The organism is Paenibacillus odorifer, from assembly GCF_000758725.1.
GTDB classification, from domain to species: Bacteria; Bacillota; Bacilli; order Paenibacillales; family Paenibacillaceae; genus Paenibacillus_AQ; species Paenibacillus_AQ odorifer.
This window is the reverse complement of the sequence record NZ_CP009428.1, coordinates 6,110,717-6,131,435: the sequence shown is the minus strand read 5'-3', so window position 1 is coordinate 6,131,435 and position 20,719 is coordinate 6,110,717. Positions and strand designations below refer to the sequence as shown.

The window sequence follows — 20,719 nt, the reverse complement described above, 5'->3', positions numbered from 1 at the left end:
AGTCTCTTTCGTATGCGTTTGGTGGCGATAGCGGAGGGGTTCCACACGTACCCATCCCGAACACGACCGTTAAGCCCTCCAGCGCCGATGGTACTTGGACCGAAGGGTCCTGGAAGAGTAGGACGTTGCCAAGCGGACAACCAATTCATTGGTTGATTCACAATGTTATATATGTTATATGGGCTTTTAGCTCAGTTGGTTAGAGCGCACCTCTGATAAGGGTGAGGTCGGTGGTTCGAGTCCACCAAGGCCCACCATATAACATTATAGAGTAATTTTATGGGGCCATAGCTCAGCTGGGAGAGCGCCTGCCTTGCAAGCAGGAGGTCAGCGGTTCGATCCCGCTTGGCTCCACCATAAATTTTTAAATGAATAACTTTTTTAACTTGATCCTTGAAAACTGGATACCGAAACGAATTTGCGTTTTAGAACATCTTTTAGCAACTTGTGCAAACAAGTAAATGTTATTAGTGAGATTTTTCTTCGGAAAAATCAAGGTTAAGCTAATAAGAGCACACGGAGGATGCCTAGGCGCCAGGAGCCGACGAAGGACGTGGCGAACAACGAAACTGCCTCGGGGAGCTGTAAGCAAGCTTTGATCCGGGGGTGTCCGAATGGGGAAACCCAGCTGTGGTAATTCGCAGTTACTCATACCTGAATACATAGGGTGTGTAGAGGCAGACCAGGGGAACTGAAACATCTAAGTACCCTGAGGAAGAGAAAACAATAGTGATTCCGTCAGTAGCGGCGAGCGAACGCGGAACAGCCTAAACCTAAGAGCTTGCTCTTAGGGGTTGTGGGACGTCTCACATGGAGTTACAAAGGAATATGGTAGGTGAAGAGGTCTGGAAAGGCCCGCGATAGAGGTAAAAGCCCTGTAACCTAAACTGTGTTCTCTCCGAGACGGATCCCGAGTAGTGCGGGGCACGTGAAACCCCGTATGAATCCAGCAGGACCATCTGCTAAGGCTAAATACTACCTGGCGACCGATAGTGAAACAGTACCGTGAGGGAAAGGTGAAAAGCACCCCGGAAGGGGAGTGAAATAGAACCTGAAACCGTGTGCTTACAAAAAGTCAGAGCCCGATCTATGGGTGATGGCGTGCCTTTTGTAGAATGAACCGGCGAGTTACGTTTAACATGCAAGGTTAAGCCGAGAAGGTGGAGCCGCAGCGAAAGCGAGTCTGAATAGGGCGATTGAGTATGTGGACGTAGACCCGAAACCGTGTGATCTACCCCTGTCCAGGGTGAAGGTGCGGTAACACGCACTGGAGGCCCGAACCCACGTACGTTGAAAAGTGCGGGGATGAGGTGGGGGTAGCGGAGAAATTCCAATCGAACTCGGAGATAGCTGGTTCTCCCCGAAATAGCTTTAGGGCTAGCCTCGGTATAAGAGTAGTGGAGGTAGAGCACTGATTGGGTGCGGGGTCCGCAAGGATTACCAAGCTCAGTCAAACTCCGAATGCCATATACTTATTGCCGGGAGTCAGACAGTGAGTGCTAAGATCCATTGTCAAAAGGGAAACAGCCCAGACCATCAGCTAAGGTCCCCAAGTGTGTGTTAAGTGGGAAAGGATGTGGAGTTGCACAGACAACCAGGATGTTGGCTTAGAAGCAGCCACCATTGAAAGAGTGCGTAATAGCTCACTGGTCGAGTGACTCTGCGCCGAAAATGTAACGGGGCTAAACACACCACCGAAGCTATGGCTAGATACGTATGTATCTGGGGTAGGGGAGCGTTGTGTAGGGGTTGAAGGTGTACTGAAAAGAGCGCTGGACACTACACAAGTGAGAATGCCGGTATGAGTAACGAAAAGATCAGTGAGAATCTGATCCGCCGAAAGCCCAAGGTTTCCTGAGGAAGGCTCGTCCGCTCAGGGTAAGTCGGGACCTAAGGCGAGGCCGAAAGGCGTAGTCGAAGGACAACAGTTTGAAATTACTGTACCACCGTAATCCGCTATGAGCGATGGGGTGACGCAGGAGGGTAGTGACGCGGACTGATGGATGTCCGTCTAAGCAGTGAGGCTGATGTGTAGGCAAATCCGCACATCGATAAGGCTGGGCTGTGATGGGGAGCGAAAATTATAGTAGCGAAGGTCATGATCTCACACTGCCAAGAAAAGCCTCTAGCCAGGAGAAGGTGCCCGTACCGCAAACCGACACAGGTAGGCGAGAAGAGAATTCTAAGGCGCGCGGAAGAACTCTCGTTAAGGAACTCGGCAAAATGACCCCGTAACTTCGGGAGAAGGGGTGCCCCGGTAGTGTGAATAGCACGAGGGGGCCGCAGTGAAAAGGCCCAAGCGACTGTTTAGCAAAAACACAGGTCTGTGCGAAGCCGCAAGGCGAAGTATACGGGCTGACGCCTGCCCGGTGCTGGAAGGTTAAGGGGAGTGGTTAGGGGTAACCCGAAGCTATGAACCGAAGCCCCAGTAAACGGCGGCCGTAACTATAACGGTCCTAAGGTAGCGAAATTCCTTGTCAGGTAAATTCTGACCCGCACGAATGGCGTAACGACTTGGGCGCTGTCTCAACGAGAGATCCGGTGAAATTTTAATACCTGTGAAGATGCAGGTTACCCGCGACAAGACGGAAAGACCCCATGGAGCTTTACTGCAGCTTGATATTGAATTTGGGTACGATCTGTACAGGATAGGTGGGAGCCGTAGAAATCGGAGCGCAAGCTTCGGTGGAGGCGCCGTTGGGATACCACCCTGATCGTATCTAGGTTCTAACCTAGTACCCTTACCGGGTACGGGGACCGTGTCAGGCGGGCAGTTTGACTGGGGCGGTCGCCTCCTAAAGAGTAACGGAGGCGTTCCAAGGTTCCCTCAGAATGGTTGGAAATCATTCGCAGAGTGCAAAGGCATAAGGGAGCTTGACTGCGAGACCTACAAGTCGAGCAGGGACGAAAGTCGGACTTAGTGATCCGGTGGTACCGCATGGAAGGGCCATCGCTCAACGGATAAAAGCTACCCTGGGGATAACAGGCTTATCTCCCCCAAGAGTCCACATCGACGGGGAGGTTTGGCACCTCGATGTCGGCTCATCGCATCCTGGGGCTGAAGTAGGTCCCAAGGGTTGGGCTGTTCGCCCATTAAAGCGGTACGCGAGCTGGGTTCAGAACGTCGTGAGACAGTTCGGTCCCTATCTGTCGTGGGCGCAGGAAATTTGAGAGGAGCTGTCCTTAGTACGAGAGGACCGGGATGGACGTACCGCTGGTGCACCAGTTGTTCCGCCAGGAGCATGGCTGGGTAGCTACGTACGGACGGGATAAGCGCTGAAAGCATCTAAGCGTGAAGCCCCCCTCAAGATGAGATTTCCCAATTAGTAAGACCCCTTGAAGACGACGAGGTAGATAGGTTGGAGGTGGAAGTGCAGCAATGCATGGAGCTGACCAATACTAATCGGTCGAGGGCTTATCCTATACTTAGAATGCAAATTCGTTTCGGATTCAGTTTTCAGGCGATTAAGCCTGAGCATTTACGCTGTAAATGCCCGTTTGGTGGCGATAGCGGAGGGGTTCCACGCGTACCCATCCCGAACACGACCGTTAAGCCCTCCAGCGCCGATGGTACTTGGACCGAAGGGTCCTGGGAGAGTAGGACGTTGCCAAGCGGATATTCCCTGATAGCTCAGTTGGTAGAGCACTCGACTGTTAATCGAGTTGTCACAGGTTCGAGTCCTGTTCGGGGAGCCATGCTCTCATAGCTCAGCAGGTAGAGTGCTTCCATGGTAAGGAAGAGGTCACCGGTTCGAATCCGGTTGAGAGCTCCACAGATTTGCAAGGCCCGTTGGTCAAGGGGTTAAGACACCTCCCTTTCACGGAGGTAACATGGGTTCGAATCCCATACGGGTCACCAACTTTTACTTGTACTTACCCTTAGAGGGTCCCATAGATATGGAGGCTTAGCTCAGCTGGGAGAGCATCTGCCTTACAAGCAGAGGGTCGGGGGTTCGATCCCCTCAGCCTCCACCATAATCTTCCTAAGAGATTGTGGGCAACATAGAGGTACCATCAATGGGGATTAGCCAAGCGGTAAGGCAACGGACTTTGACTCCGTCACTCATAGGTTCGAATCCTATATCCCCAGCCAAGTGCGAGCCATTAGCTCAGTTGGTAGAGCACCTGACTTTTAATCAGGGTGTCGAAGGTTCGAGTCCTTCATGGCTCACTTTTATTATTATCATGCGCGTGTGGCGGAATGGCAGACGCACCAGACTTAGGATCTGGCGTTTCACGACGTGGGGGTTCAAGTCCCTTCACGCGCACCACTTATTGCGGACGTGGCTCAGCGGTAGAGCATCGCCTTGCCAAGGCGAGGGTCGCGGGTTCGATTCCCGTCGTCCGCTCCATAATTTTGCGCCCTTAGCTCAGCTGGATAGAGCGTTTGACTACGAATCAAAAGGCCGGGAGTTCGAATCTCTCAGGGCGCGCCATTTTTATTATTAAGCAATTATAGTATTTATAACGGGATGTAGCTCAGCTTGGTAGAGCACCTGGTTTGGGACCAGGGGGTCGCATGTTCAAATCGTGTCATCCCGATTTTCACCTTTGCGGGTGTAGTTCAATGGTAGAACTTCAGCCTTCCAAGCTGATAGCGTGGGTTCGATTCCCATCACCCGCTCCATAATTTTATAGTAACGGGATGTAGCTCAGCTTGGTAGAGCACCTGGTTTGGGACCAGGGGGTCGCATGTTCAAATCGTGTCATCCCGATACTCAGCTTAATCGCTGCTCAAAAGCTCTTACTTCGGTAAGGGCTTTTTTGTTATGTATTGAATAAACATATAAATACAGCCTAAGAACGTATGTTCTATTATTCCTCCAAAAAAAATCGGACTTCCGGTGGAATTCCAATCCGTAGATAATAGTTTCTCCATGATTCCTCTTGTTCGGGGCTTCTGCCCGAAGAAAGTAATTTTACAGCAAAGACATTAGCTTGACGTTCAAGCTTCCCAGGAGAGAAATAGGAGCTTTCCTCCAGAAAAAAGCGATTGATCCCCTTGTGAAGCCGATCATGCCCTAATTCATGCGCACAAACGAAGCGCTGCCATTCTACAGGCAACTCATTATGAATGACGATAAACCTTCTTCTTAGTTTTCGATAATATAATCCCTTTGTGCCAGTCCCCAGGTTCATGAAACGAATTTGAATGCCTAGTGCTGCGGCAAGCTCGAACGGGCAGTTGGTTTTATATTTTTTAATCAGACTATTGATCAGTTCATCCATGTTCTTCACCTGCAGCATGTTAGTATAGTTATTTAGTGTCTTTGGATTTTTTTCTCTTATTCATCTGTTTGGCTTCCCAGAACAATCCGGTTAGTACATCTTTTATCCTCTGTTTATCTTCTTTGTCTAATGGAATCCCATCAAACATCAGCTCTCCATCATCCTCTAGCATTTTTCGAAAGTCTCGTTTATCTTTGCTTGTAGCCCAATCTGGGACAGCCTCATCGCTTGAAAGAGTCTGGTCCTGCAAATACCCTGCCTGATCCATTAGCTCCTCGTAGGGGACGCCAGTGGCCTCAGCAATTTTGCGTAACGTGGTTGGTTTAGGAACCCCTCTTAATCCATTCTCAATCCGGGAAATTTGCGAACCGCTAATTCCGGCTGCTGCTGCTAATTGATTAATGGTGAGTCCCTTTGTTTCCCGAAGATGCTTCATATAATCCCCGAATTCCTGTTTCATCTCAACTCACTCCTTATTGGCTGTAACCTTATGATAATAATATAAGCCATTTTTGCCAATAGGTAAACAACAAAGCGTATATTATTGCCAAAAGGCAAGATAATGGAGGGATATACGCTCTTTTTCGATAAAAACAGCCTAAAACGGGGTTTTACGAGATTGGTAAAGAAGTGGTATATTATAGAAAAATACGAACAGAATACGAACAAGATTTATTTTATCACATTGGGCTGGAAAATTCCGCAAATTTAATCTCATTCAGTTAAACCCAAAAGGAGTGCATAAATGATGAACATATCAACTTTACCAGAGTTGGACCGTCGCCGAACCCAGGTCGCTATAGAGAGCATGTTGGAGAAATACCGTATTTTTAAGACCGTTACATTTGAAGCGAAGGAAGCAAGCACAACTTATTCATACACAGAAAGATTTCATGGTCCTACTAACACTGTAACTGATCAGACTGCTGCGATAGCTTCTTATAATGTGGACATCCCCGCCGCAAGGAGGGCTTACTGTTCCGCAATAGACTCTGTGGTAGAGAGACTCGATACGAGAGAACAGCAGCTGGTACGGGAAAGGTATATGAGAAGAGACGAGATGTACGATTATACGATTTACAATCATGTGTTTGATCCACCGGTAAGTAAGGACACTTACGTGAAGATACGCTCGAAGGCTTTTTACAAGATGGCATTAGCGTTAACGGATCTCGGTTTACTATCTCTGCAAACTTTAGTAACAACAGCGCCTAGGGTAAAGAAAGAGAAAATGAGTATTACTTAATAGAAATAGAATAGTGTGATTAGTAAAGAAGACTGTATCGTCCGAGCGGATGATGCGGTCTTTTTTTGAATTATAAGAAAGTATAAGTTTCAGGATGTACTTTATCCTTATAATCCCGCACAAAAACTTGCCGTCCATAAAAGGAGGGACGAAGGCTCTTAAGCTTGTCTTCAATTATGTTCCTCCGAAAAACCGCTCTATACCATCCAAAAGCTAGCCAAAACCTCGTCCGTTTACCCTCTCCGCAAGGAAAATATGGGGGTATGATTATAACATGGCAAATGAAGCAAAAGAACACCGCAAGAGCATGAATGCTCTGCTAATAGTTCCGCCCTAAGGGTGATGAGAACAAACCTAGCGGTGAAAGATTCTTCTCGCATTTGCCTAATGAAGAAGGGATATTATCCAACCTCGGATAGTATCCTTTTTTCTTAAACTAGTTGAGGGGGTGTCTGCTTAATGTTCATGCAGTTGAAGGTTAACACCATCAAAGATCGACGAACGATCGCAGATCAGAAAGGAATGGAGTGATGTCGGTACAACAATTGCGAGAACACATTACAAGTACACTTGAACGGTATTTTCCTGATGTGCCTGTATATGTAGAAGGAGAAAAACCTCAAACAGCCTATTTTCATCCCGGACTGATCTCAGCAACACTGGATCGGCAGCGGGAGGGCAGGTATTTAGCGGTCTACCGTTTTGGCATCCGTTATGAGCAAGGCAATTTGCTGGAAGCTGAAAGAATGGCAGATAAGCTAAGTGAGGCGATGGCAGGGATGGAGCAGGATGGTGGAGCTTTTCGTGTAGTTAGGCAAGCTTGGGAAGCTGGAACTGAGGGGCATGGGCCGCTGTTTACAGTTGACTATATGTTGTATTTGCAAAACGACAAGCCTGACAGCATTAAGATGGGACAAATGATTGGAGGAGAACGATTGAAATGAGTACTAAAGGGAGTAACGGGAATGGGTTCAGTAAGGAACAGATTGTGAATTCCTCACTTTTTACGCCGAGGGAAAAGGATATATTGAACGTTATTTTGCAGGATGGCAAGAACTATACGCTCGAAGAAGCAAAGCAATCTATGGGATTGTTCAAAAATAAGGAGGTAATGAACTAATGGCAGGCGGAACATGGACAACGCAAAATAAGGTGCGCCCTGGGGTATACGTAAATGTAGCATCAAATCAAGGTGCCATCGGCAAAATGGGAGAACGCGGGATTACGGCATTGGCGCTTGCCCTATCTTGGGGAGAACCGGGAGTAATCATGAAGATTACCCCGCAGGATGATGTGAATAAGCTGCTAGGAGTTGATTTGGAACATCCAACTCTATTGCCAGTGCGTGAAGCGCTGAAACGGGCGGGAACCTTGCTGCTCTATCGATTGAATGAAGGCGTTAAAGCGGCAGTCACAAATAACGGTCTTCAGGTAACAGCTAAATATGGCGGTGTACGCGGAAATGATCTTTCGATTGTGATTGAGAAAAATATAGAGAATGTTGCTCTTTTTGATGTAAAGACTTTGCTTAATGGAACAGAACTGAACAAGCAAACGGTTGGAACGGCTGAGGAGTTGGTCGCGAACGATTATGTTCAATTCCAGAAAAATGGTGCAGAAGGCTTGAAGCTAATTGCAGGCATGCCGCTTACAGGGGGGGCTAACGGAACCGTGACGAATGGAGCACATAGTGACTTCCTGTCTGCTCTTGAGGTGCAAGAATTCCAAACAGTGGGTCTAGTATCGCAGGATAGTGCTCTCAAGGCACTCTACAGTTCTTTTGTGAGACGGCTTCGGGATACAGAAGGGAAAAAGGTACAGGCTGTACTATCCGATTATGCGGCTGCAGGTCATGAAGGTGTGATTAGCGTGAATAATGGGGTAGTACTGAGCGACGGAACTACGATTGATAACGTCAATGCCGTTGCTTGGGTAGCTGGTGCTACAGCAGCAGCAGCTGTTAATGAATCGCTGACTTATCAGGGTTATGATGATTCGGTGGATGCTGATGTAAGACTTAGCCATTCTGAGACTACAGCTGCGTTGCTAAAAGGAGAGCTTATCTTTACTTACAGTGGCGGACGGGCTGTGGTGGAACAGGATATTAATACATTTACCGCATTTTCACCGGACAAAGGCAAAGCATTCTCCAAAAATCGTGTACTTCGCGTGCTGGATGGAATTGCAAATGATATGAAGCGTATTTTTGAGAACTACTATATCGGTAAGGTCGCGAATAATGAAGATGGCCGTGCTCTTTTCTGGTCACAGTGTGCGACTTATATGAATGATTTGCAGGATATGGGTGCGATTGAGGGCTTTAACGCGCAGACAGATGTTGTAGTTGTGGCTGGTGCAGATAGTGACAGTATCGTGCTGGATGTGGCTGTGAAACCGGTAGATTCCGTAGAAAAAGTATATATGAAAGTGAAGGTGGTTTAAGATGGCATTTTTAAAAGCTAGTGATACGATTTCCGGCCAGGAGGGCCGTGCTTATGCTGTGATTGGTACGCAAACTGAAGAGATGTTCTATGTGAAAACTCTTGAAGCTACAGTAGAAAAAACAAAAGCAGAAGTGAAAACACTGGGCCGCCGGGGTGTTCAGCATAAAGCGACTGGATGGTCGGGCAGCGGTTCGATGACGATTTTTTATATGACTAGTCGTTTCCGCCAGATGATGCTCGATTATATGAATACGGGTGTTGATCAGTACTTCGATATTGAGGTTACGAACGAGGATCCATCGTCCAGCGTGGGGGCACAACGGATTATTCTAAAAGGGGTGAACCTCGATAGTGTCATCATGGCCTCACTCGATACAGAGTCAGACGCTCTGGAAGAAGAAGTTAGCTTTACCTTTGAAGATGTGCAGATTGTGCAAGCTTTTGGTGCTCCGGCAGGTTCCGGGCTTTAATTAAGACAACTAGATAGATTGGAGCAAGCAAGACCCGAACGTAGAATGAGCGACGGGTCTCTTCTCTGTCTATTGGCAGCTAGTAGCAGGAGAAGTATCTAAATAAATAATTCTAGGAGGAAGACAATGAGCGAATTAAGTTTGTTTTTTGCCCAAAATGTAGCATGTGACACGACCGAGGAGTTTGTGGTATCCCAGCGTTTTAAGGATAAGGAAGGAAATGCGGTGGCCTGGAAGTTGCGCAGTATGACTGAGGATGAGAATCAGGAATGCCGCAAGGCCGCAACCCGCAAAGTCAAAGGGAAAAACGGAGTGTATACCTCTGAAATTGAGCCTAACGATTATATGGCGAAGCTGATGACCTCAAGTGTAATGCATCCGGATCTAAAAAATGCTGAACTGCAGCGTTCTTATGGCGTACTTGGCGCTGAAACACTGCTGCGTAAAATGCTGCTTCCGGGTGAATTCGCGGCGTTGGGTGAGCGGGTGCAGGCCTTAAATGGTTTTGGCACGGACATGAACGAGCTGGTGGATGAAGTAAAAAACTAATCAACGAGGGCGATAGTGAAGCCAATTTTGCTTATTACGCCCTCCATGAGCTGCACATTTTACCCCATGAGCTGATGAAGCTGTCTTCCCGCGAACGCGCCGCAATATATGCGATGATTGCTGTTCGTGTGGAGAAGGAGAAGCGCGATCAGGCACGGAGTAAGGCGAGGAAGAGATAGTTAGGGGGTGAGAGAATGGCAGGTGTACAAAATAATATAGCTGGAATACAGCAAGTTTCCAATCAATGGATCAATGATATAACCAATCAGATTACAACACAGGTCTCGGCAAATATTTCAAATTCCTTTTCAGCAACCTTAAACCGTATCAGTATGAAAATAGTCAATAAACCCGTGTACAACATCACTAATAATTACAGTGCAGCTTATACCAGAATTCAAGCTTCTATTGGAGGTGCGGTTCAGGCTCAGGAGAGACTGAATGATGCGGCTGATAGAGGGGCTGGAGGAGCTGAAAAGCAAGCAGGAACCTGGGAAAAGCTTACGGGGGCCTTTGAAAAGGCTAAGGGTATGGTGGAAAAAGTTAAGGGTGTCATGGAGAAGGTGCTTGTGCCAGCTGCTGAGCAGCAAAAGTGGGAAGATCTTTTCAAAGCAAAAACCGGAAATGCTGATGTTGGTGTAGCTATGTTTGATAAATTCAAGAAGAGAGCGCTAGAAACCGGACAGGACGTCAGCAAGTCTATGGAAAGTGTCTTGTCGTTTTATCCTAAAACACAAAATACGGACCAGCTAGATAAGCTAATGGATTATTCCACAAGGCTTAGTATGATGTCTCCAGAAGGTAAGGATATTGGCGATACTTCATCAGCTATTAATTCTGCATTTGATGGAGACTCTAGTGACTTAGCATCGATGCTTCAGGTAGATGAAGAGGAGCTTGGTGGACTCGACCTAGTAGCCAGTACGGGGAACATGGGCGCTTTTTTAAGTACTTTGGGAGATATCATGACAACGGCAGGTATGACGAGTACTTCGCTGCAAACCATGATGGATTCACCCGTAAATCAGTGGCAGACACTTCTTGGAAACTATAACAATTCCTTAGCTGGCATGGGACAAGGGGCACTTGCAGCATTTTCTCCGCTGTTAAGCATTCTTAATGATGCGTTCTCAGAAGGTACCTTTCAGCCTATTATCGATGGGATGGCCATTGGATTGGCTATTATAGCACAAGGTTTTTCACAAGTTGTACAGGGAGCCTTATTCCTTTGGAGTGTTCTTAGCAGCACGTTGCCTTATGTAGTACCCATTCTTTTGGGAATTGTTGCTGGGATTATTGCTTATAAAATTGCTATGGGTGCAGCAGCAATCGCAACAAATATGTCAGCAATTGCGACTGGGATCGCTACCGCAGCGCAAGGGATTTACAACGCTGTGTTAAATGCCAATCCTATTGCGCTTGTAATTGGACTTGTTATTGCACTTATTGTGGCTTTTTTAGGAATTGTTGCAGCTCTTCAGCCAGTAAGAGATTTTCTTGCCAATATGTTCAGGGCTCTCGGACAGATCGTTGCAGATTTTGTAGGTTATGTGATTGATCTATGGACCGGATTTATTAATGGTATCATTGATGCTGCCAATTTTTTATTAGGTGGTATTAATAAAGTAATTGGGGCTGTTGGTAAATTTATAGGTATAGAATCAGAGATTAATCTTCATCTTGAACGGGTTGACAGCAGTCAATTTAAACAGAACGTGGAGATGAGCATTGAAAATACTTTTGATACGGCTGCGAAATATACGCAAGAATTTGATGTTAACAAATTTAAAGAAAGCCTAAACGTAGGGGGGAATACGAATAACGAGACTACAATCAATCAATGGAATACTACTCATCAAGATGATTCAACGAAACCTCCGAAATCGCCTACCATTCCTGAGGTTCCAGTAGTTCCTGTGACGAAGACTCCTGCGTTAAATACGCCTTCCGCTGTAGGTTCTTTTCAAAATGCAGGAGTACCTGGTAATCTGAACACCGTCAACCGTGTGAACGAGCTCGGCTCCATCAACGACACCGTAGACATCTCCAGTGATGATCTGAAAATGCTCCGCGAGCTGGCCGAGATTCAGGCGATCCAGAATTTTGTGGAGCTTACGCCGACGGTGCAGGTGACGACCGGAAATATTAACAATGCCGGAGACATTGATACGATTATCAACAAGATCGGGCAAAAGCTGAACGAGGAGTTTGTCTCTACGGCGCAGGGGGTGTATACGTAACGTGGAAGAGTACGGGATTTTTTTGGGTTTTAATAATCAGGAGGATGCAATCCGGCTGCCAGTCAATCCAGAGACCTTGGAAATCAAGGAGAGTGGAGATGGAAAAAGCTATACCATTATCGATCTGGGTGAGATCAATACGATTGCTTATCCGAAGCTTACGGAGATCACGATTGAAAGTATTTTTCCGGCACAAAGGTATCCGTTCGTATTGGTGCAGGAGGACGGGCTGAAGAGACCTTTTGAATATGTGGAGCTTATTAAGAAATGGATGACGAGTCGTCGGCCCATTCGGTTTGTGTTCTCCGGTGTGAGGTATCCCGATGATACGAAAAAGGATAAAAAGAAGTTAAACAAACCACAGAAATGGCTAGAGGAATCTTCAATTAGTGAGGATGCATCTTTAGAAATTGATTTTGCTGTGAATATGGCTATGAGCATCGAAGGTTTCACTTGGAAGCTTAGTGCGGGATCGTCAGGGGATATTGAATATTCGTTATCTCTCAAAAAGTACGTATTCTATCAGGCGGTAGCTGTGAAGGTTGTTAAAGGTGAAGTGAAGGCGGAGCAGAAGCGGGCCAATGAAAAGGCAAAGCCTACTACCTATACCTTAAAAGCTGGAGACAGTCTATGGAGCATCGCTCAAAAAAACCTAGGAGATGGCTCGAAGTACAAAGCCATTCAGAAGCTTAATGGCATTCCGGATAGTGAGCTGAAAAAGCTGCCCATCGGTAAAGTCATCAAGCTGCCGTAGGAGGATGTTATGGAACTGCTAGTGAAGAATAAGGAAGGGAATCTATGGGATATTTCTGGCATCGTCTCAGATATTTCTTGGAAAACTGCACGGTCAGGTAAACCGTCAACGCTAGAGTTAACGCTTGTGGACAACGGAATTTATCAGCTCCCCAAGTTCGGGATCAGCAACGGTGATATTATTCAGTTCAGTAAAGATAATGTAGATGTATTTTACGGATTTGTGTTCAGCATTGATACGGGCTCGGATCAGGAGATTAAGCTGACTGCCTATGATCAAATTCGTTATTTGCTGGGCAATGGTAGTTATGTTTTGCAGGATGTTACGGCTAGTGATGTGATCAAGAAAATAACAACGGACTACGGATTAAAGACAGGTGTGCTGGAGGAGACAGAGTACCGGATTCCTTCTTTAATTGAAGATGACAAAAAGCTGTTGGACATCATTATGGGAGCCATCGGCAGTGAGCTTCAGTTTAAGGGGCGGCTGATGGCTTTTTACGATGATTTTGGGAAGCTGACGCTGCGTAAACCGGATTCTATGCTGCTTAACCTGGTGCTGGGAGCGGGGCATTATCTGTACGATTATTCGCTCAAAAAAAGTATTGATGACGATACGTACAACACGATTTTTCTGTACAAGGACAACGAGGCATCGGGCAAACGCGATTTCTATCCGGTCAGTGACAAGGACAATGTGAAACGCTGGGGTATCCTGCACTTGTATCAAAAGGCTGATGACAAAGCGAATGCTGCACAAATTCAGGAGAAGGCAAACAATCTGCTGAAAATGCACAATCGTGAAAAGCTTAGTCTCTCCATACAGGCGATTGGTGATATGCGTGTAAGAGCAGGCAATTTCATTTATGTCCTATTGGATGAATTCGAGACTCAATTGTTTCTGGTGGACCAATGCAGCCATAAGATTTCTGGAGGGGAGCATACAATGTCCCTCGATATTAAGGTGGTGTAGAAATGATGTTAGATATTATTAAAAAAGCAAGTCTAGGAGCCGTGGGAAGTACAAATCCCGTGGCTTTTTCTTATGGAACGGTAACGGTGGCAGCTCCTTTGCAGATTCAGGTGGATCAGCGGTTTGTTTTATCGGGGAATGCGTTAGTGCTGCCTGAATCGGTAATGGAAAGCAAGATCGACATCGAGGGCAAAGAAGTAATACTTCGGCGGGGATTAGCGAGTGGGGACCGCGTATTAATGGTTCGAATGCAGGGCGGACAAAGCTACATTGTTCTGGATCGGCTGGTGAGCCCGATATGATCCCGGCGATTGGAAAAGCTGGACCGATAACGGTCTTGCTTGAGGGGGAGGTCAACCTTGAGCGTGGGGAAAGCCCTAGTCTTACGTACCGAATGGATTGGGAGAGAAAAAGGATTACAGGCCAAACGGATGGACTGGAAGCAGTTCAACAGGCAGCGGCAAAAATTTTGCGAACCGATCGGTTTGAACATCTGATTTACAGTTCGGATTACGGAACAGAGTGGCGGTTGGTGCTTGGCAAGGATCGGCTGCTGGTTAGAGCTGAAATCAGACGTATCGTTAGTGAGGCACTACTTCAGGATGAACGAATCCTTAGCTTAGAGAATATTGTTGTTTCGTTTACCGGAGATAATCTAACTTTTGACTGCAAGGTCGTCACACGTTACGGAAATTTTCAGCTGAGAAAGGAGTGGAATGAGGATGTATGAGGATCAGACGTATGAGGCTCTTTTGGAGCGGATGCTGGACCGGATTCCATCAGGATTGGATAAACGCGAGGGCAGCATCATTTATGACGCGTTGGCTCCAGCAGCCGCTGAGTTGACACAGATGTATATTGAGCTGGATGTGAATAATAATCTGTATTTTGCAGATACGGCTACCGGAGAGTACTTGGAGCGAAGCATCTCCTGGTCAGGCATTGTAAGGCGTGAAGCCAGCAAGGCACAGCTGAAAGGGATTTTTTATAAGGCGGATGGAGGATTGTTGGATGTTCCACTCGGCAGCCGCTTCTCACTCGAAATGCTGAATTATACGGCTGTGGAGAAGTTATCTCCTGGAGTGTATCGCTTGGAAAGTGAAACCGCTGGAGAAGAAGGAAATCGATATTTTGGCTCTTTACTGCCAGTGGATTATATTTCAGATCTAGCGCGAGGAGAAATAGCCTCTCTTCTGATCCCTGGGGAGGACATTGAAACGGATGATGCGTTACGCCAGCGTTATTTGGATTCAGCCAGACGCCCAGCTACTAGCGGAAATAAATATCACTATATGGAGTGGGCACTGCAAGTTTCGGGTGTGGGAGGCGCACGTGTTTTTCCATTATGGAAAGGTCCTAAAACTGTGAAGGTGATTATTGTGGACGCCGAAAAAAAACCCGCATCCGAGCTGTTGGCGGCTCAGGTGCAGCAATATATTGATCCGGTCTCAGGAGCTGGTGAGGGACAAGCACCGGTAGGGGCTGTTGTGACCGTGGCGCCGGCTGCGGGCAAAAACATCAGTATAAGTGCCAAGGTAACCCTTGCTTCTGGCTATGCACTGCAAGCTGTAAACCAAGGCTTTCAGGTGATGCTTGAGAAATATCGCAAGGAGAAGGCTTTTTCAGCAACCTATATCAGTCAGTCTGTCATCGGGGCATTATTGCTTGCTACTGAAGGAGTCGCGGATTACACAGAGCTGAAGTTGAACAGTGGAGCGGGCAATGTGATGTTGAACGAAGAAGAAGTACCGTTGTTCGGTAACGTTCTACTGGAGGTGTAGCATGGGTTATCCAGAGCAAATTGATATTTTTCAAGAAAAACTTAATAAAAAAGCAAACGGTAGCAGCTATGTTATCGAAGAGAGATTACCGCTTGTAAATGGCGTTTACAGTGGTCTTCTAGCGCATGACAATATTAATAATCAGACCATTGCGGTGTACACAGGGTCACAGTATTCCGGGATCGAGCTACGCAATTTCACTGTGTCTTTTCCGGATGAGGCGCCCTGGCGGCGGTTGATTAAGATTTTTGCCGATGTGCCTGAGGTATATGTTACTTACGAAACCCCCGGTGATACGGTTGAAGCAGAGGATATTAACGGTTTGCAGGTGAGTCTTACCGCTGTCCAAACTGAAATAGAGCGTTATAAGAACAAGGGCCAGATTGACGGAGGATCATTTAGAAGAGAGGTGTAAAATGGCACAGACCATACAAATAAAGCGGGGTACAAAGGCTGAGCTAACGAGTTATGGCGTGTTGAAGGCAGGTGAGCTTGGTTTTTGCAGTGATACTAAGGAAGTTTATATTGGTGACGGCACGTCCAATTCCATGGTCGGCAGGGCGCTGTCAGGGCCAGAAGCTTCGCGTCCGGTTGCAGGATCCGTTGGTCGTTTGTATTACGTGACTACGGGTTCGAATAGCGGATATTTATATTTTGATGATGGGGCAGCTTGGCGGCGGGTGAATGCGCAGAAGCTTACCGATCTGACAGGTACAATTGATGATATCGCTGATGGAGCAACCTATGCGAAGGTGCTTAAAGCGGATATTAGTGCGGGACATATCAATAAAGTATCGGATGGCACAAACGTAAAGACTGCCGCTGAGATCAAGACTCACATTGATGATGTGGCCAAGCACCGGACAATCAATGATGCAGGGACTACGATTACAGACTTGTGGTCTGCGCAAAAGATTAAAAATGAAATTGAGCTGGCTAAGCATAACATCGAACCGCAAGCATCGGTAAAAGACCAGAACCTGCTGGCTCCACCTGCCAGTCCGGTTGAGGGTGATCGTTATATTATTCCAGCAGGGGCAACCGGGGTATGGGCGGGCAAAACGAATCAAATTGTTGAATACCAATCTGCCGCTTGGGTATTTTATGTTCCTGCCGTCGGTTGGACCGCTTACGTCGATGATGAGCAGAAGATTTACAGCTGGAACGGCAGCGCATGGGTACGTACCGGTGGTGCACTCCAGACCATTACAGCCGGGAGCGGGCTGATTGGTGGGGGGCAGGCCGATACTGTGACGTTGAACATTGGTGCGGGCAATGGGATCACAGTCACTGCAGACGCGATTGCGGTTACCGCTGGAAAAGGAATCACCGTGGATGCAGCTGGTATAGCTGTAAGTGTGGATGGAAGCAGTATCGTTTATGATGCTGCGAATGGCAATAAACTTACCGTGGCCAGTATTGATGGCGGAACATTCTAGGGGGCGGGACAATGGCTCTAAAAACATTGATTCAAATACGCCGCGGCTTGGAAAGCGCCATTGGAGCGCTGGCTATTGGTGAGCTTGGATATTGTACAGACAGTGGCAAGCTGTACATTGGTTCCGCCGCTGGTAATGTCTTGCTGGTAGCCGCGCAGAGTACCGGGGATATGCTGAAAAGCATTTACGATACGAATAACAATGGCAAGGTGGATTTTGCGCAACAAGCGGATAGTGTAGCTTGGGCGGGGGTAGCGGGTAAACCAACGGTATTTCCTCCAGCGGCGCATACACATGATTATTTGCCCAAAGGCCCCCTAACCTGGAATCAACTGAAGGGGGTGTAGAGGATGAGTTACGGCAGCTCTTTATACAGCGAATTGCAATATTCCGCAGATAAAGATTCGAGCCATCCGGGTGAAGTCGAGGCGCCTGATCTAATGCAGTATTTACCGGATTATTACAAGGATGTCCGCGAAATGGAGAAGCTTCAGGAGACCATCGGGCTAGAAATTGGTGGACTGAAGGTAGGTACTATAGATGTACTGGATCAGGCGTTTATTGAAACGGCTACAGTGAGCCTTGGTCGCTGGGAATCCGAACTTGGACTCAGCAGCGATCCATCCAAGTCTTATGCCACTCGTCGAGAGATGATTAAGGCAAAGCTGCGTGGAAATGGGACCACCACACCGGAGATGATTCAGCGGACGGCATCAGCTTTTTCAGGTGGAGTGGTTGAAGTAAAGGAAGTGCCTGAGGAGTACCGTTTTGAGATTCATTTTGTGAGTACACTAGGGATTCCTCCGAATATGGCAGGGTTGATTCAAATCATCGAAGAGATTAAACCTGCGCATTTAGCTTATGAATTTGTGTTCAGCTATACCTGGTGGGACTCTGTTAAGGCTTTGACTTGGGAGAGTGCTCACAGTAAAACATGGAACGAATTAAGAACTTATAGATAGGAGAGTGACATATGCAAACCACAGGAAATTTGGGCTTAAAGAAGCCAGAGGGAACAGATATCGTTGATATTGCCGATCTGAACGGGAATATGGATATTTTGGACAATGCCGTTAATGGCAAGGTCGATAAAGTAACAGGCAAACAGCTGTCCACGAACGATTACACCGCCGCCGAGAAAACGAAGCTGGCGGGTATTGCTACGGGAGCGAATAATTATGTGCACCCTAATCACACGGGGGATGTTATTAGCACTGGTGATGGAGTTACGGCTATTGCGGCTGGGGTGATTGTAAACGCCGATGTTAATGCTTCAGCCGGAATTGATGCTTCGAAGATTGGGACTGGCGTGGTCTCGAACGCAGAGTTTGGGTATTTGGATGGGGTGACTAGTGGGATTCAGGGGCAGTTGAATGGTAAGGCGCCGTTGGTTACTACTCCGCAGCAGACGACAGCGGATATTACGTACTACGTACGGACGGACGGGAATGATTATAATACGGGATTGGTGAATACGGCGGGTGGGGCGTTTAGGACTATACAAAAGGCGATTAACAGTATTCCTAAACATGTTCTTCATAGCGCTACTATCAATGTCGCTGCCGGTACGTACGCCGAAGATATCTCTTTTGCAGATGTGAGTGGTGGCACGGAAGTATGGCTTAACGGAGGAACAAGCTACGAGACGGCCGCAAACTTCAAGGTTAAAAGTATGACCTTTTACGGTGTTAGTAATCAAGTAGTTGTAACTGGATTCACAGCAACTTCTACAACGAGAGTCGGATTTTTTATTAATAACTCGATATTTATTCAAATGTTATTTTGCCGTATATCTGCAGATGGTAAGGCAAATTCCGTTGGAGGATTCGAGGCCAGTAACCATTCTGGATTGCGACTTTACGGCTGTGAAGCTGCTAATCGTAATGAAGGCATTGTCAGTAACCAAGGATCAACGGTAATATCCAGAAATAGTTTTGGGACCTCAAATACTATTGGACTTTCAGCATACGACGGTGGCACAATAACAAAAAAAGACGGTCAGCCCGCGGGCACAATAAATGAACAGATTGACGCAGGTATCATAACTAGGGGTGTACTTAACCCATGGGGAGATAACACGATTGATACACGCCCCTTTGCAGCAATGTATATGGATGCCGGTGGCGACGTACCTTTAACTGCCGGTGTAGATAAAAAACTTTTTTTTAACGGTGTGCACATGAGTCAGAAGGGAGTAGCTGAACCTTCACAAGGCGGTTTCTATGCGCCCGAGAGAGGGATTTATGAATTATCTGTTCGGGTTGGATTTGGGATTACGACGAGTGTTACAAGCGGTGTTGCAATTAAGATCTATATAAACGGAGTTCTAAACTGCACATTGAGCGAGGGAGCTATCACAACTGCACTTATAGGCTGTACCCTTAATGGTAATACTACTTTGGTTTTAAATCCAGGAGACCGTGTTCATATCTATGCCGTTGCCCTTCACAATTCAAATGTTTCATGGGCTTCTCAGTACACATATGCCACTCTTGCGAGAGTGGCATAACTAATGGAGGTGACTAAAATATGGATTTAATGAAGAACTTGCTATTCCTATTTCCAGATAGTCAGTTGGGAGTCGATTTCACTTTGAGAGACGACGGCCCAATAGTAAAGTATCTTAAAGAACCTTTGCTTACGAAGCATGTACAGACGCCTGGTGAGACTACGGAAGAGGTAGATTGGATAGAAGGCGTACATTATATACTTCGTCCAGCACACCTCGCAGAGTTAGAAGAGGGCGTAGATTATGAAATAGAGGAACGCGGCCCATACATCGCAGCCTGGAACCTAGAAGTCCCGCAACCAACGGAAGCAGAACTGGAAGCGGCGTGGGAAGCATATCTAGAAGCAGAAGCTAACAAACCACCAGAATTAAACGAAGTCGAGCAACTCCGTGCTGAGAATACTGCTTTGCAAGACAGGCTTCAAGATGTCGAAGTCATCATGGCTGAACTACTCAGCATATAAACCCAAAAGGAGGTGAGTTGTAATCATGACAATGGATTCATTAACAGCCGCCAAAATTCGGTTGATGGCTAATGCCTGCATCACTCGTTTTGATCGTGAGGAGGGTCCGATAGAGAATATCATTTCTTCCTATAACATGCAGCCGGATAATGAGATTTTGGTAAAGGATCAGATTATCGAGAAACGATCAGATATTCATTTTGCTGAAAACGATTCGACTGAGCAAGCTTCATCAGCCAAATAATAAGCACGCATCCACACAGGAGCGTGTTTTTTTGTGCCCTCGGTGGTGCCGGGGGCTATTACGCATCAACATCATTATAGAAAGGAGCGGACGAATGGGCGAAGGGGATATTGCGCAATTGGAGAAGCTGCTGCCGCTGGCAGATAAGTATGGGCTGGCTTATATTGTTGCTTTCATTTTGATGATCGTACTGATGGTGTTATTGCGTGCGATTGTCAAAGGGAACCTTGTACCGCGAGAAATGCTGGATCGGGCAGAGGAGGATCGGGATCGTCTGCAAGCGATTTTGGATAAGGAGCGCTCGGAGTTTATGCAGCCCACACTGGACGTCTTAAAGAAACTGAAGATTGACCATACGGAAGACAGGGGGAGTTAGGA

General features: G+C 46.9%; 22 protein-coding genes, 14 tRNA genes and 3 rRNA genes. 37 read left to right on the top strand and 2 right to left on the bottom strand.

Going from position 1 to position 20,719, the window contains the following annotated elements; all coding sequences use genetic code 11:
* The first annotated feature begins 17 nt into the window (after window positions 1-17).
* The 17 genes from rrf (PODO_RS26800) to PODO_RS26720 all read left to right on the top strand — a co-directional run bounded on the left by rrf (PODO_RS26800) (window position 18) and on the right by PODO_RS26720 (window position 4,715).
* Window positions 18-134, top strand: a 5S ribosomal RNA gene (gene rrf, locus PODO_RS26800).
* 46 nt (window positions 135-180) lie between these two features.
* Window positions 181-257 (top strand) — tRNA-Ile (locus PODO_RS26795).
* A 24-nt stretch (window positions 258-281) separates the two neighbouring features.
* A tRNA-Ala gene (locus PODO_RS26790) sits at window positions 282-357 on the top strand.
* A 139-nt stretch (window positions 358-496) separates the two neighbouring features.
* Window positions 497-3,423: ribosomal RNA gene (locus tag PODO_RS26785) — 23S ribosomal RNA — on the top strand.
* Between the two features lie 74 nt (window positions 3,424-3,497).
* Window positions 3,498-3,614: ribosomal RNA gene (rrf, locus tag PODO_RS26780) — 5S ribosomal RNA — on the top strand.
* Between the two features lie 6 nt (window positions 3,615-3,620).
* Window positions 3,621-3,696: transfer RNA gene (locus PODO_RS26775), tRNA-Asn, on the top strand.
* Between the two features lies 1 nt (window position 3,697).
* Window positions 3,698-3,773 (top strand) — tRNA-Thr (locus PODO_RS26770).
* Between the two features lie 11 nt (window positions 3,774-3,784).
* Window positions 3,785-3,859, top strand: a tRNA-Glu gene (locus tag PODO_RS26765).
* Window positions 3,860-3,899: 40 nt separating this feature from the next.
* A tRNA-Val gene (locus PODO_RS26760) sits at window positions 3,900-3,975 on the top strand.
* Window positions 3,976-4,018: 43 nt separating this feature from the next.
* Window positions 4,019-4,093, top strand: a tRNA-Gln gene (locus PODO_RS26755).
* A gap of 5 nt (window positions 4,094-4,098) precedes the next feature.
* A tRNA-Lys gene (locus PODO_RS26750) sits at window positions 4,099-4,171 on the top strand.
* 16 nt (window positions 4,172-4,187) lie between these two features.
* Window positions 4,188-4,271, top strand: a tRNA-Leu gene (locus tag PODO_RS26745).
* A gap of 6 nt (window positions 4,272-4,277) precedes the next feature.
* Window positions 4,278-4,352: transfer RNA gene (locus PODO_RS26740), tRNA-Gly, on the top strand.
* A 7-nt stretch (window positions 4,353-4,359) separates the two neighbouring features.
* Window positions 4,360-4,436: transfer RNA gene (locus PODO_RS26735), tRNA-Arg, on the top strand.
* Between the two features lie 32 nt (window positions 4,437-4,468).
* Window positions 4,469-4,542: transfer RNA gene (locus tag PODO_RS26730), tRNA-Pro, on the top strand.
* An 11-nt stretch (window positions 4,543-4,553) separates the two neighbouring features.
* Window positions 4,554-4,627 (top strand) — tRNA-Gly (locus PODO_RS26725).
* 14 nt (window positions 4,628-4,641) lie between these two features.
* Window positions 4,642-4,715: transfer RNA gene (locus tag PODO_RS26720), tRNA-Pro, on the top strand.
* 100 nt (window positions 4,716-4,815) lie between these two features.
* On the opposite strand, the gene PODO_RS26715 is transcribed toward PODO_RS26720, so the two are convergent.
* Together PODO_RS26715 and PODO_RS26710 are read right to left on the bottom strand one after the other, a co-directional pair.
* Window positions 4,816-5,229, bottom strand: a complete 414-nt coding sequence (locus PODO_RS26715) for an ImmA/IrrE family metallo-endopeptidase (protein ID WP_036681396.1) — start codon at window positions 5,227-5,229, stop codon at window positions 4,816-4,818.
* Window positions 5,230-5,257: 28 nt separating this feature from the next.
* On the bottom strand, window positions 5,258-5,689 hold the full coding sequence (locus tag PODO_RS26710) for a helix-turn-helix domain-containing protein (RefSeq protein WP_038573442.1): 432 nt from the start codon (window positions 5,687-5,689) through the stop codon (window positions 5,258-5,260).
* A 288-nt stretch (window positions 5,690-5,977) separates the two neighbouring features.
* Here PODO_RS26710 and PODO_RS26705 point away from each other — a divergent pair, with 288 nt between their 5' ends.
* From PODO_RS26705 to PODO_RS26610, 20 genes are all read left to right on the top strand, one after another.
* Window positions 5,978-6,475 (top strand): ArpU family phage packaging/lysis transcriptional regulator, encoded by a 498-nt coding sequence (locus PODO_RS26705; protein WP_038574900.1) that lies wholly within the window; start codon window positions 5,978-5,980, stop codon window positions 6,473-6,475.
* Window positions 6,476-7,005: 530 nt separating this feature from the next.
* Window positions 7,006-7,419, top strand: coding sequence for a phage tail terminator family protein (locus tag PODO_RS26700; protein ID WP_038573440.1), 414 nt, complete (start codon window positions 7,006-7,008; stop codon window positions 7,417-7,419).
* Window positions 7,416-7,595, top strand: coding sequence for a hypothetical protein (locus PODO_RS26695; RefSeq protein ID WP_036681241.1), 180 nt, complete (start codon window positions 7,416-7,418; stop codon window positions 7,593-7,595). Before PODO_RS26700 ends, PODO_RS26695 begins: the two co-directional genes overlap by 4 nt.
* The gene (locus PODO_RS26690; RefSeq protein ID WP_038573439.1) at window positions 7,595-8,917 is read left to right on the top strand and encodes a phage tail sheath family protein; all 1,323 of its coding nucleotides are present in this window, start codon (window positions 7,595-7,597) and stop codon (window positions 8,915-8,917) included. The genes PODO_RS26695 and PODO_RS26690 overlap by 1 nt, the downstream gene beginning before the upstream one ends.
* A 1-nt stretch (window position 8,918) precedes the next feature.
* Entirely contained in the window at window positions 8,919-9,389 is a 471-nt protein-coding gene (locus PODO_RS26685) for a phage tail tube protein (RefSeq protein WP_036681245.1), read from the top strand.
* A 126-nt stretch (window positions 9,390-9,515) separates the two neighbouring features.
* Window positions 9,516-9,938, top strand: coding sequence for a phage tail assembly chaperone (locus PODO_RS26680; protein WP_036681247.1), 423 nt, complete (start codon window positions 9,516-9,518; stop codon window positions 9,936-9,938).
* Between the two features lie 194 nt (window positions 9,939-10,132).
* Window positions 10,133-12,178, top strand: a complete 2,046-nt coding sequence (locus PODO_RS26675; RefSeq protein WP_038573435.1) for a phage tail tape measure protein — start codon at window positions 10,133-10,135, stop codon at window positions 12,176-12,178.
* 1 nt (window position 12,179) lies between these two features.
* Complete coding sequence (locus tag PODO_RS26670; RefSeq protein WP_038573433.1) at window positions 12,180-12,932, top strand: LysM peptidoglycan-binding domain-containing protein; 753 nt, start codon at window positions 12,180-12,182, stop codon at window positions 12,930-12,932.
* A gap of 9 nt (window positions 12,933-12,941) precedes the next feature.
* The gene (locus tag PODO_RS26665; protein WP_036681255.1) at window positions 12,942-13,904 is read left to right on the top strand and encodes an XkdQ/YqbQ family protein; all 963 of its coding nucleotides are present in this window, start codon (window positions 12,942-12,944) and stop codon (window positions 13,902-13,904) included.
* A 5-nt stretch (window positions 13,905-13,909) separates the two neighbouring features.
* Window positions 13,910-14,206 (top strand): DUF2577 domain-containing protein, encoded by a 297-nt coding sequence (locus PODO_RS26660; protein WP_036681399.1) that lies wholly within the window; start codon window positions 13,910-13,912, stop codon window positions 14,204-14,206.
* Window positions 14,203-14,634 (top strand): DUF2634 domain-containing protein, encoded by a 432-nt coding sequence (locus PODO_RS26655; protein ID WP_038573432.1) that lies wholly within the window; start codon window positions 14,203-14,205, stop codon window positions 14,632-14,634. The genes PODO_RS26660 and PODO_RS26655 overlap by 4 nt, the downstream gene beginning before the upstream one ends.
* Window positions 14,627-15,685: a baseplate J/gp47 family protein gene (locus PODO_RS26650; RefSeq protein ID WP_038573430.1), complete on the top strand. Its 1,059-nt coding sequence runs from the start codon at window positions 14,627-14,629 to the stop codon at window positions 15,683-15,685. The genes PODO_RS26655 and PODO_RS26650 overlap by 8 nt, the downstream gene beginning before the upstream one ends.
* Window position 15,686: 1 nt before the next feature.
* Window positions 15,687-16,100 carry a hypothetical protein gene (locus tag PODO_RS26645; protein WP_036681259.1) on the top strand — a complete coding sequence of 138 codons (414 nt, stop codon included), beginning with the start codon at window positions 15,687-15,689 and terminating at the stop codon, window positions 16,098-16,100.
* Window position 16,101: 1 nt separating this feature from the next.
* A complete protein-coding gene (locus tag PODO_RS26640) occupies window positions 16,102-17,124 on the top strand; it encodes a DUF2793 domain-containing protein (RefSeq protein ID WP_038573428.1) in 1,023 nt (340 codons plus the stop codon).
* A gap of 11 nt (window positions 17,125-17,135) precedes the next feature.
* Window positions 17,136-17,471, top strand: coding sequence for a hyaluronate lyase N-terminal domain-containing protein (locus tag PODO_RS26635; protein ID WP_076208480.1), 336 nt, complete (start codon window positions 17,136-17,138; stop codon window positions 17,469-17,471).
* A 3-nt stretch (window positions 17,472-17,474) separates the two neighbouring features.
* Window positions 17,475-18,086, top strand: coding sequence for a putative phage tail protein (locus PODO_RS26630; protein ID WP_036681263.1), 612 nt, complete (start codon window positions 17,475-17,477; stop codon window positions 18,084-18,086).
* An 11-nt stretch (window positions 18,087-18,097) separates the two neighbouring features.
* A complete protein-coding gene (locus PODO_RS26625) occupies window positions 18,098-19,633 on the top strand; it encodes a hypothetical protein (protein ID WP_038573426.1) in 1,536 nt (511 codons plus the stop codon).
* A 29-nt stretch (window positions 19,634-19,662) separates the two neighbouring features.
* Window positions 19,663-20,097: an XkdW family protein gene (locus tag PODO_RS26620; protein WP_218918665.1), complete on the top strand. Its 435-nt coding sequence runs from the start codon at window positions 19,663-19,665 to the stop codon at window positions 20,095-20,097.
* Between the two features lie 25 nt (window positions 20,098-20,122).
* Window positions 20,123-20,341, top strand: coding sequence for a hypothetical protein (locus PODO_RS26615; protein ID WP_038573423.1), 219 nt, complete (start codon window positions 20,123-20,125; stop codon window positions 20,339-20,341).
* A gap of 94 nt (window positions 20,342-20,435) precedes the next feature.
* Entirely contained in the window at window positions 20,436-20,717 is a 282-nt protein-coding gene (locus PODO_RS26610; RefSeq protein ID WP_036681272.1) for a hypothetical protein, read from the top strand.
* Window positions 20,718-20,719 lie beyond the last annotated feature (2 nt).

Excerpts from the sequence above, each read along its gene's own strand:
- PODO_RS26715 (WP_036681396.1), bottom strand. The coding sequence starts at position 5,229 with ATGGATGAACTGATCAATAGTCTGATTAAAAAATATAAAACCAACTGC.
- PODO_RS26710 (WP_038573442.1), bottom strand. The coding sequence starts at position 5,689 with ATGAAACAGGAATTCGGGGATTATATGAAGCATCTTCGGGAAACAAAG.
- PODO_RS26705 (WP_038574900.1), top strand. The coding sequence starts at position 5,978 with ATGAACATATCAACTTTACCAGAGTTGGACCGTCGCCGAACCCAGGTC.
- PODO_RS26700 (WP_038573440.1), top strand. The coding sequence starts at position 7,006 with ATGTCGGTACAACAATTGCGAGAACACATTACAAGTACACTTGAACGG.
- PODO_RS26695 (WP_036681241.1), top strand. The coding sequence starts at position 7,416 with ATGAGTACTAAAGGGAGTAACGGGAATGGGTTCAGTAAGGAACAGATT.
- PODO_RS26690 (WP_038573439.1), top strand. The coding sequence starts at position 7,595 with ATGGCAGGCGGAACATGGACAACGCAAAATAAGGTGCGCCCTGGGGTA.
- PODO_RS26685 (WP_036681245.1), top strand. The coding sequence starts at position 8,919 with ATGGCATTTTTAAAAGCTAGTGATACGATTTCCGGCCAGGAGGGCCGT.
- PODO_RS26680 (WP_036681247.1), top strand. The coding sequence starts at position 9,516 with ATGAGCGAATTAAGTTTGTTTTTTGCCCAAAATGTAGCATGTGACACG.
- PODO_RS26675 (WP_038573435.1), top strand. The coding sequence starts at position 10,133 with ATGGCAGGTGTACAAAATAATATAGCTGGAATACAGCAAGTTTCCAAT.
- PODO_RS26665 (WP_036681255.1), top strand. The coding sequence starts at position 12,942 with ATGGAACTGCTAGTGAAGAATAAGGAAGGGAATCTATGGGATATTTCT.
- PODO_RS26660 (WP_036681399.1), top strand. The coding sequence starts at position 13,910 with ATGTTAGATATTATTAAAAAAGCAAGTCTAGGAGCCGTGGGAAGTACA.
- PODO_RS26655 (WP_038573432.1), top strand. The coding sequence starts at position 14,203 with ATGATCCCGGCGATTGGAAAAGCTGGACCGATAACGGTCTTGCTTGAG.
- PODO_RS26650 (WP_038573430.1), top strand. The coding sequence starts at position 14,627 with ATGTATGAGGATCAGACGTATGAGGCTCTTTTGGAGCGGATGCTGGAC.
- PODO_RS26645 (WP_036681259.1), top strand. The coding sequence starts at position 15,687 with ATGGGTTATCCAGAGCAAATTGATATTTTTCAAGAAAAACTTAATAAA.
- PODO_RS26640 (WP_038573428.1), top strand. The coding sequence starts at position 16,102 with ATGGCACAGACCATACAAATAAAGCGGGGTACAAAGGCTGAGCTAACG.
- PODO_RS26635 (WP_076208480.1), top strand. The coding sequence starts at position 17,136 with ATGGCTCTAAAAACATTGATTCAAATACGCCGCGGCTTGGAAAGCGCC.
- PODO_RS26630 (WP_036681263.1), top strand. The coding sequence starts at position 17,475 with ATGAGTTACGGCAGCTCTTTATACAGCGAATTGCAATATTCCGCAGAT.
- PODO_RS26625 (WP_038573426.1), top strand. The coding sequence starts at position 18,098 with ATGCAAACCACAGGAAATTTGGGCTTAAAGAAGCCAGAGGGAACAGAT.
- PODO_RS26620 (WP_218918665.1), top strand. The coding sequence starts at position 19,663 with ATGAAGAACTTGCTATTCCTATTTCCAGATAGTCAGTTGGGAGTCGAT.
- PODO_RS26615 (WP_038573423.1), top strand. The coding sequence starts at position 20,123 with ATGACAATGGATTCATTAACAGCCGCCAAAATTCGGTTGATGGCTAAT.
- PODO_RS26610 (WP_036681272.1), top strand. The coding sequence starts at position 20,436 with ATGGGCGAAGGGGATATTGCGCAATTGGAGAAGCTGCTGCCGCTGGCA.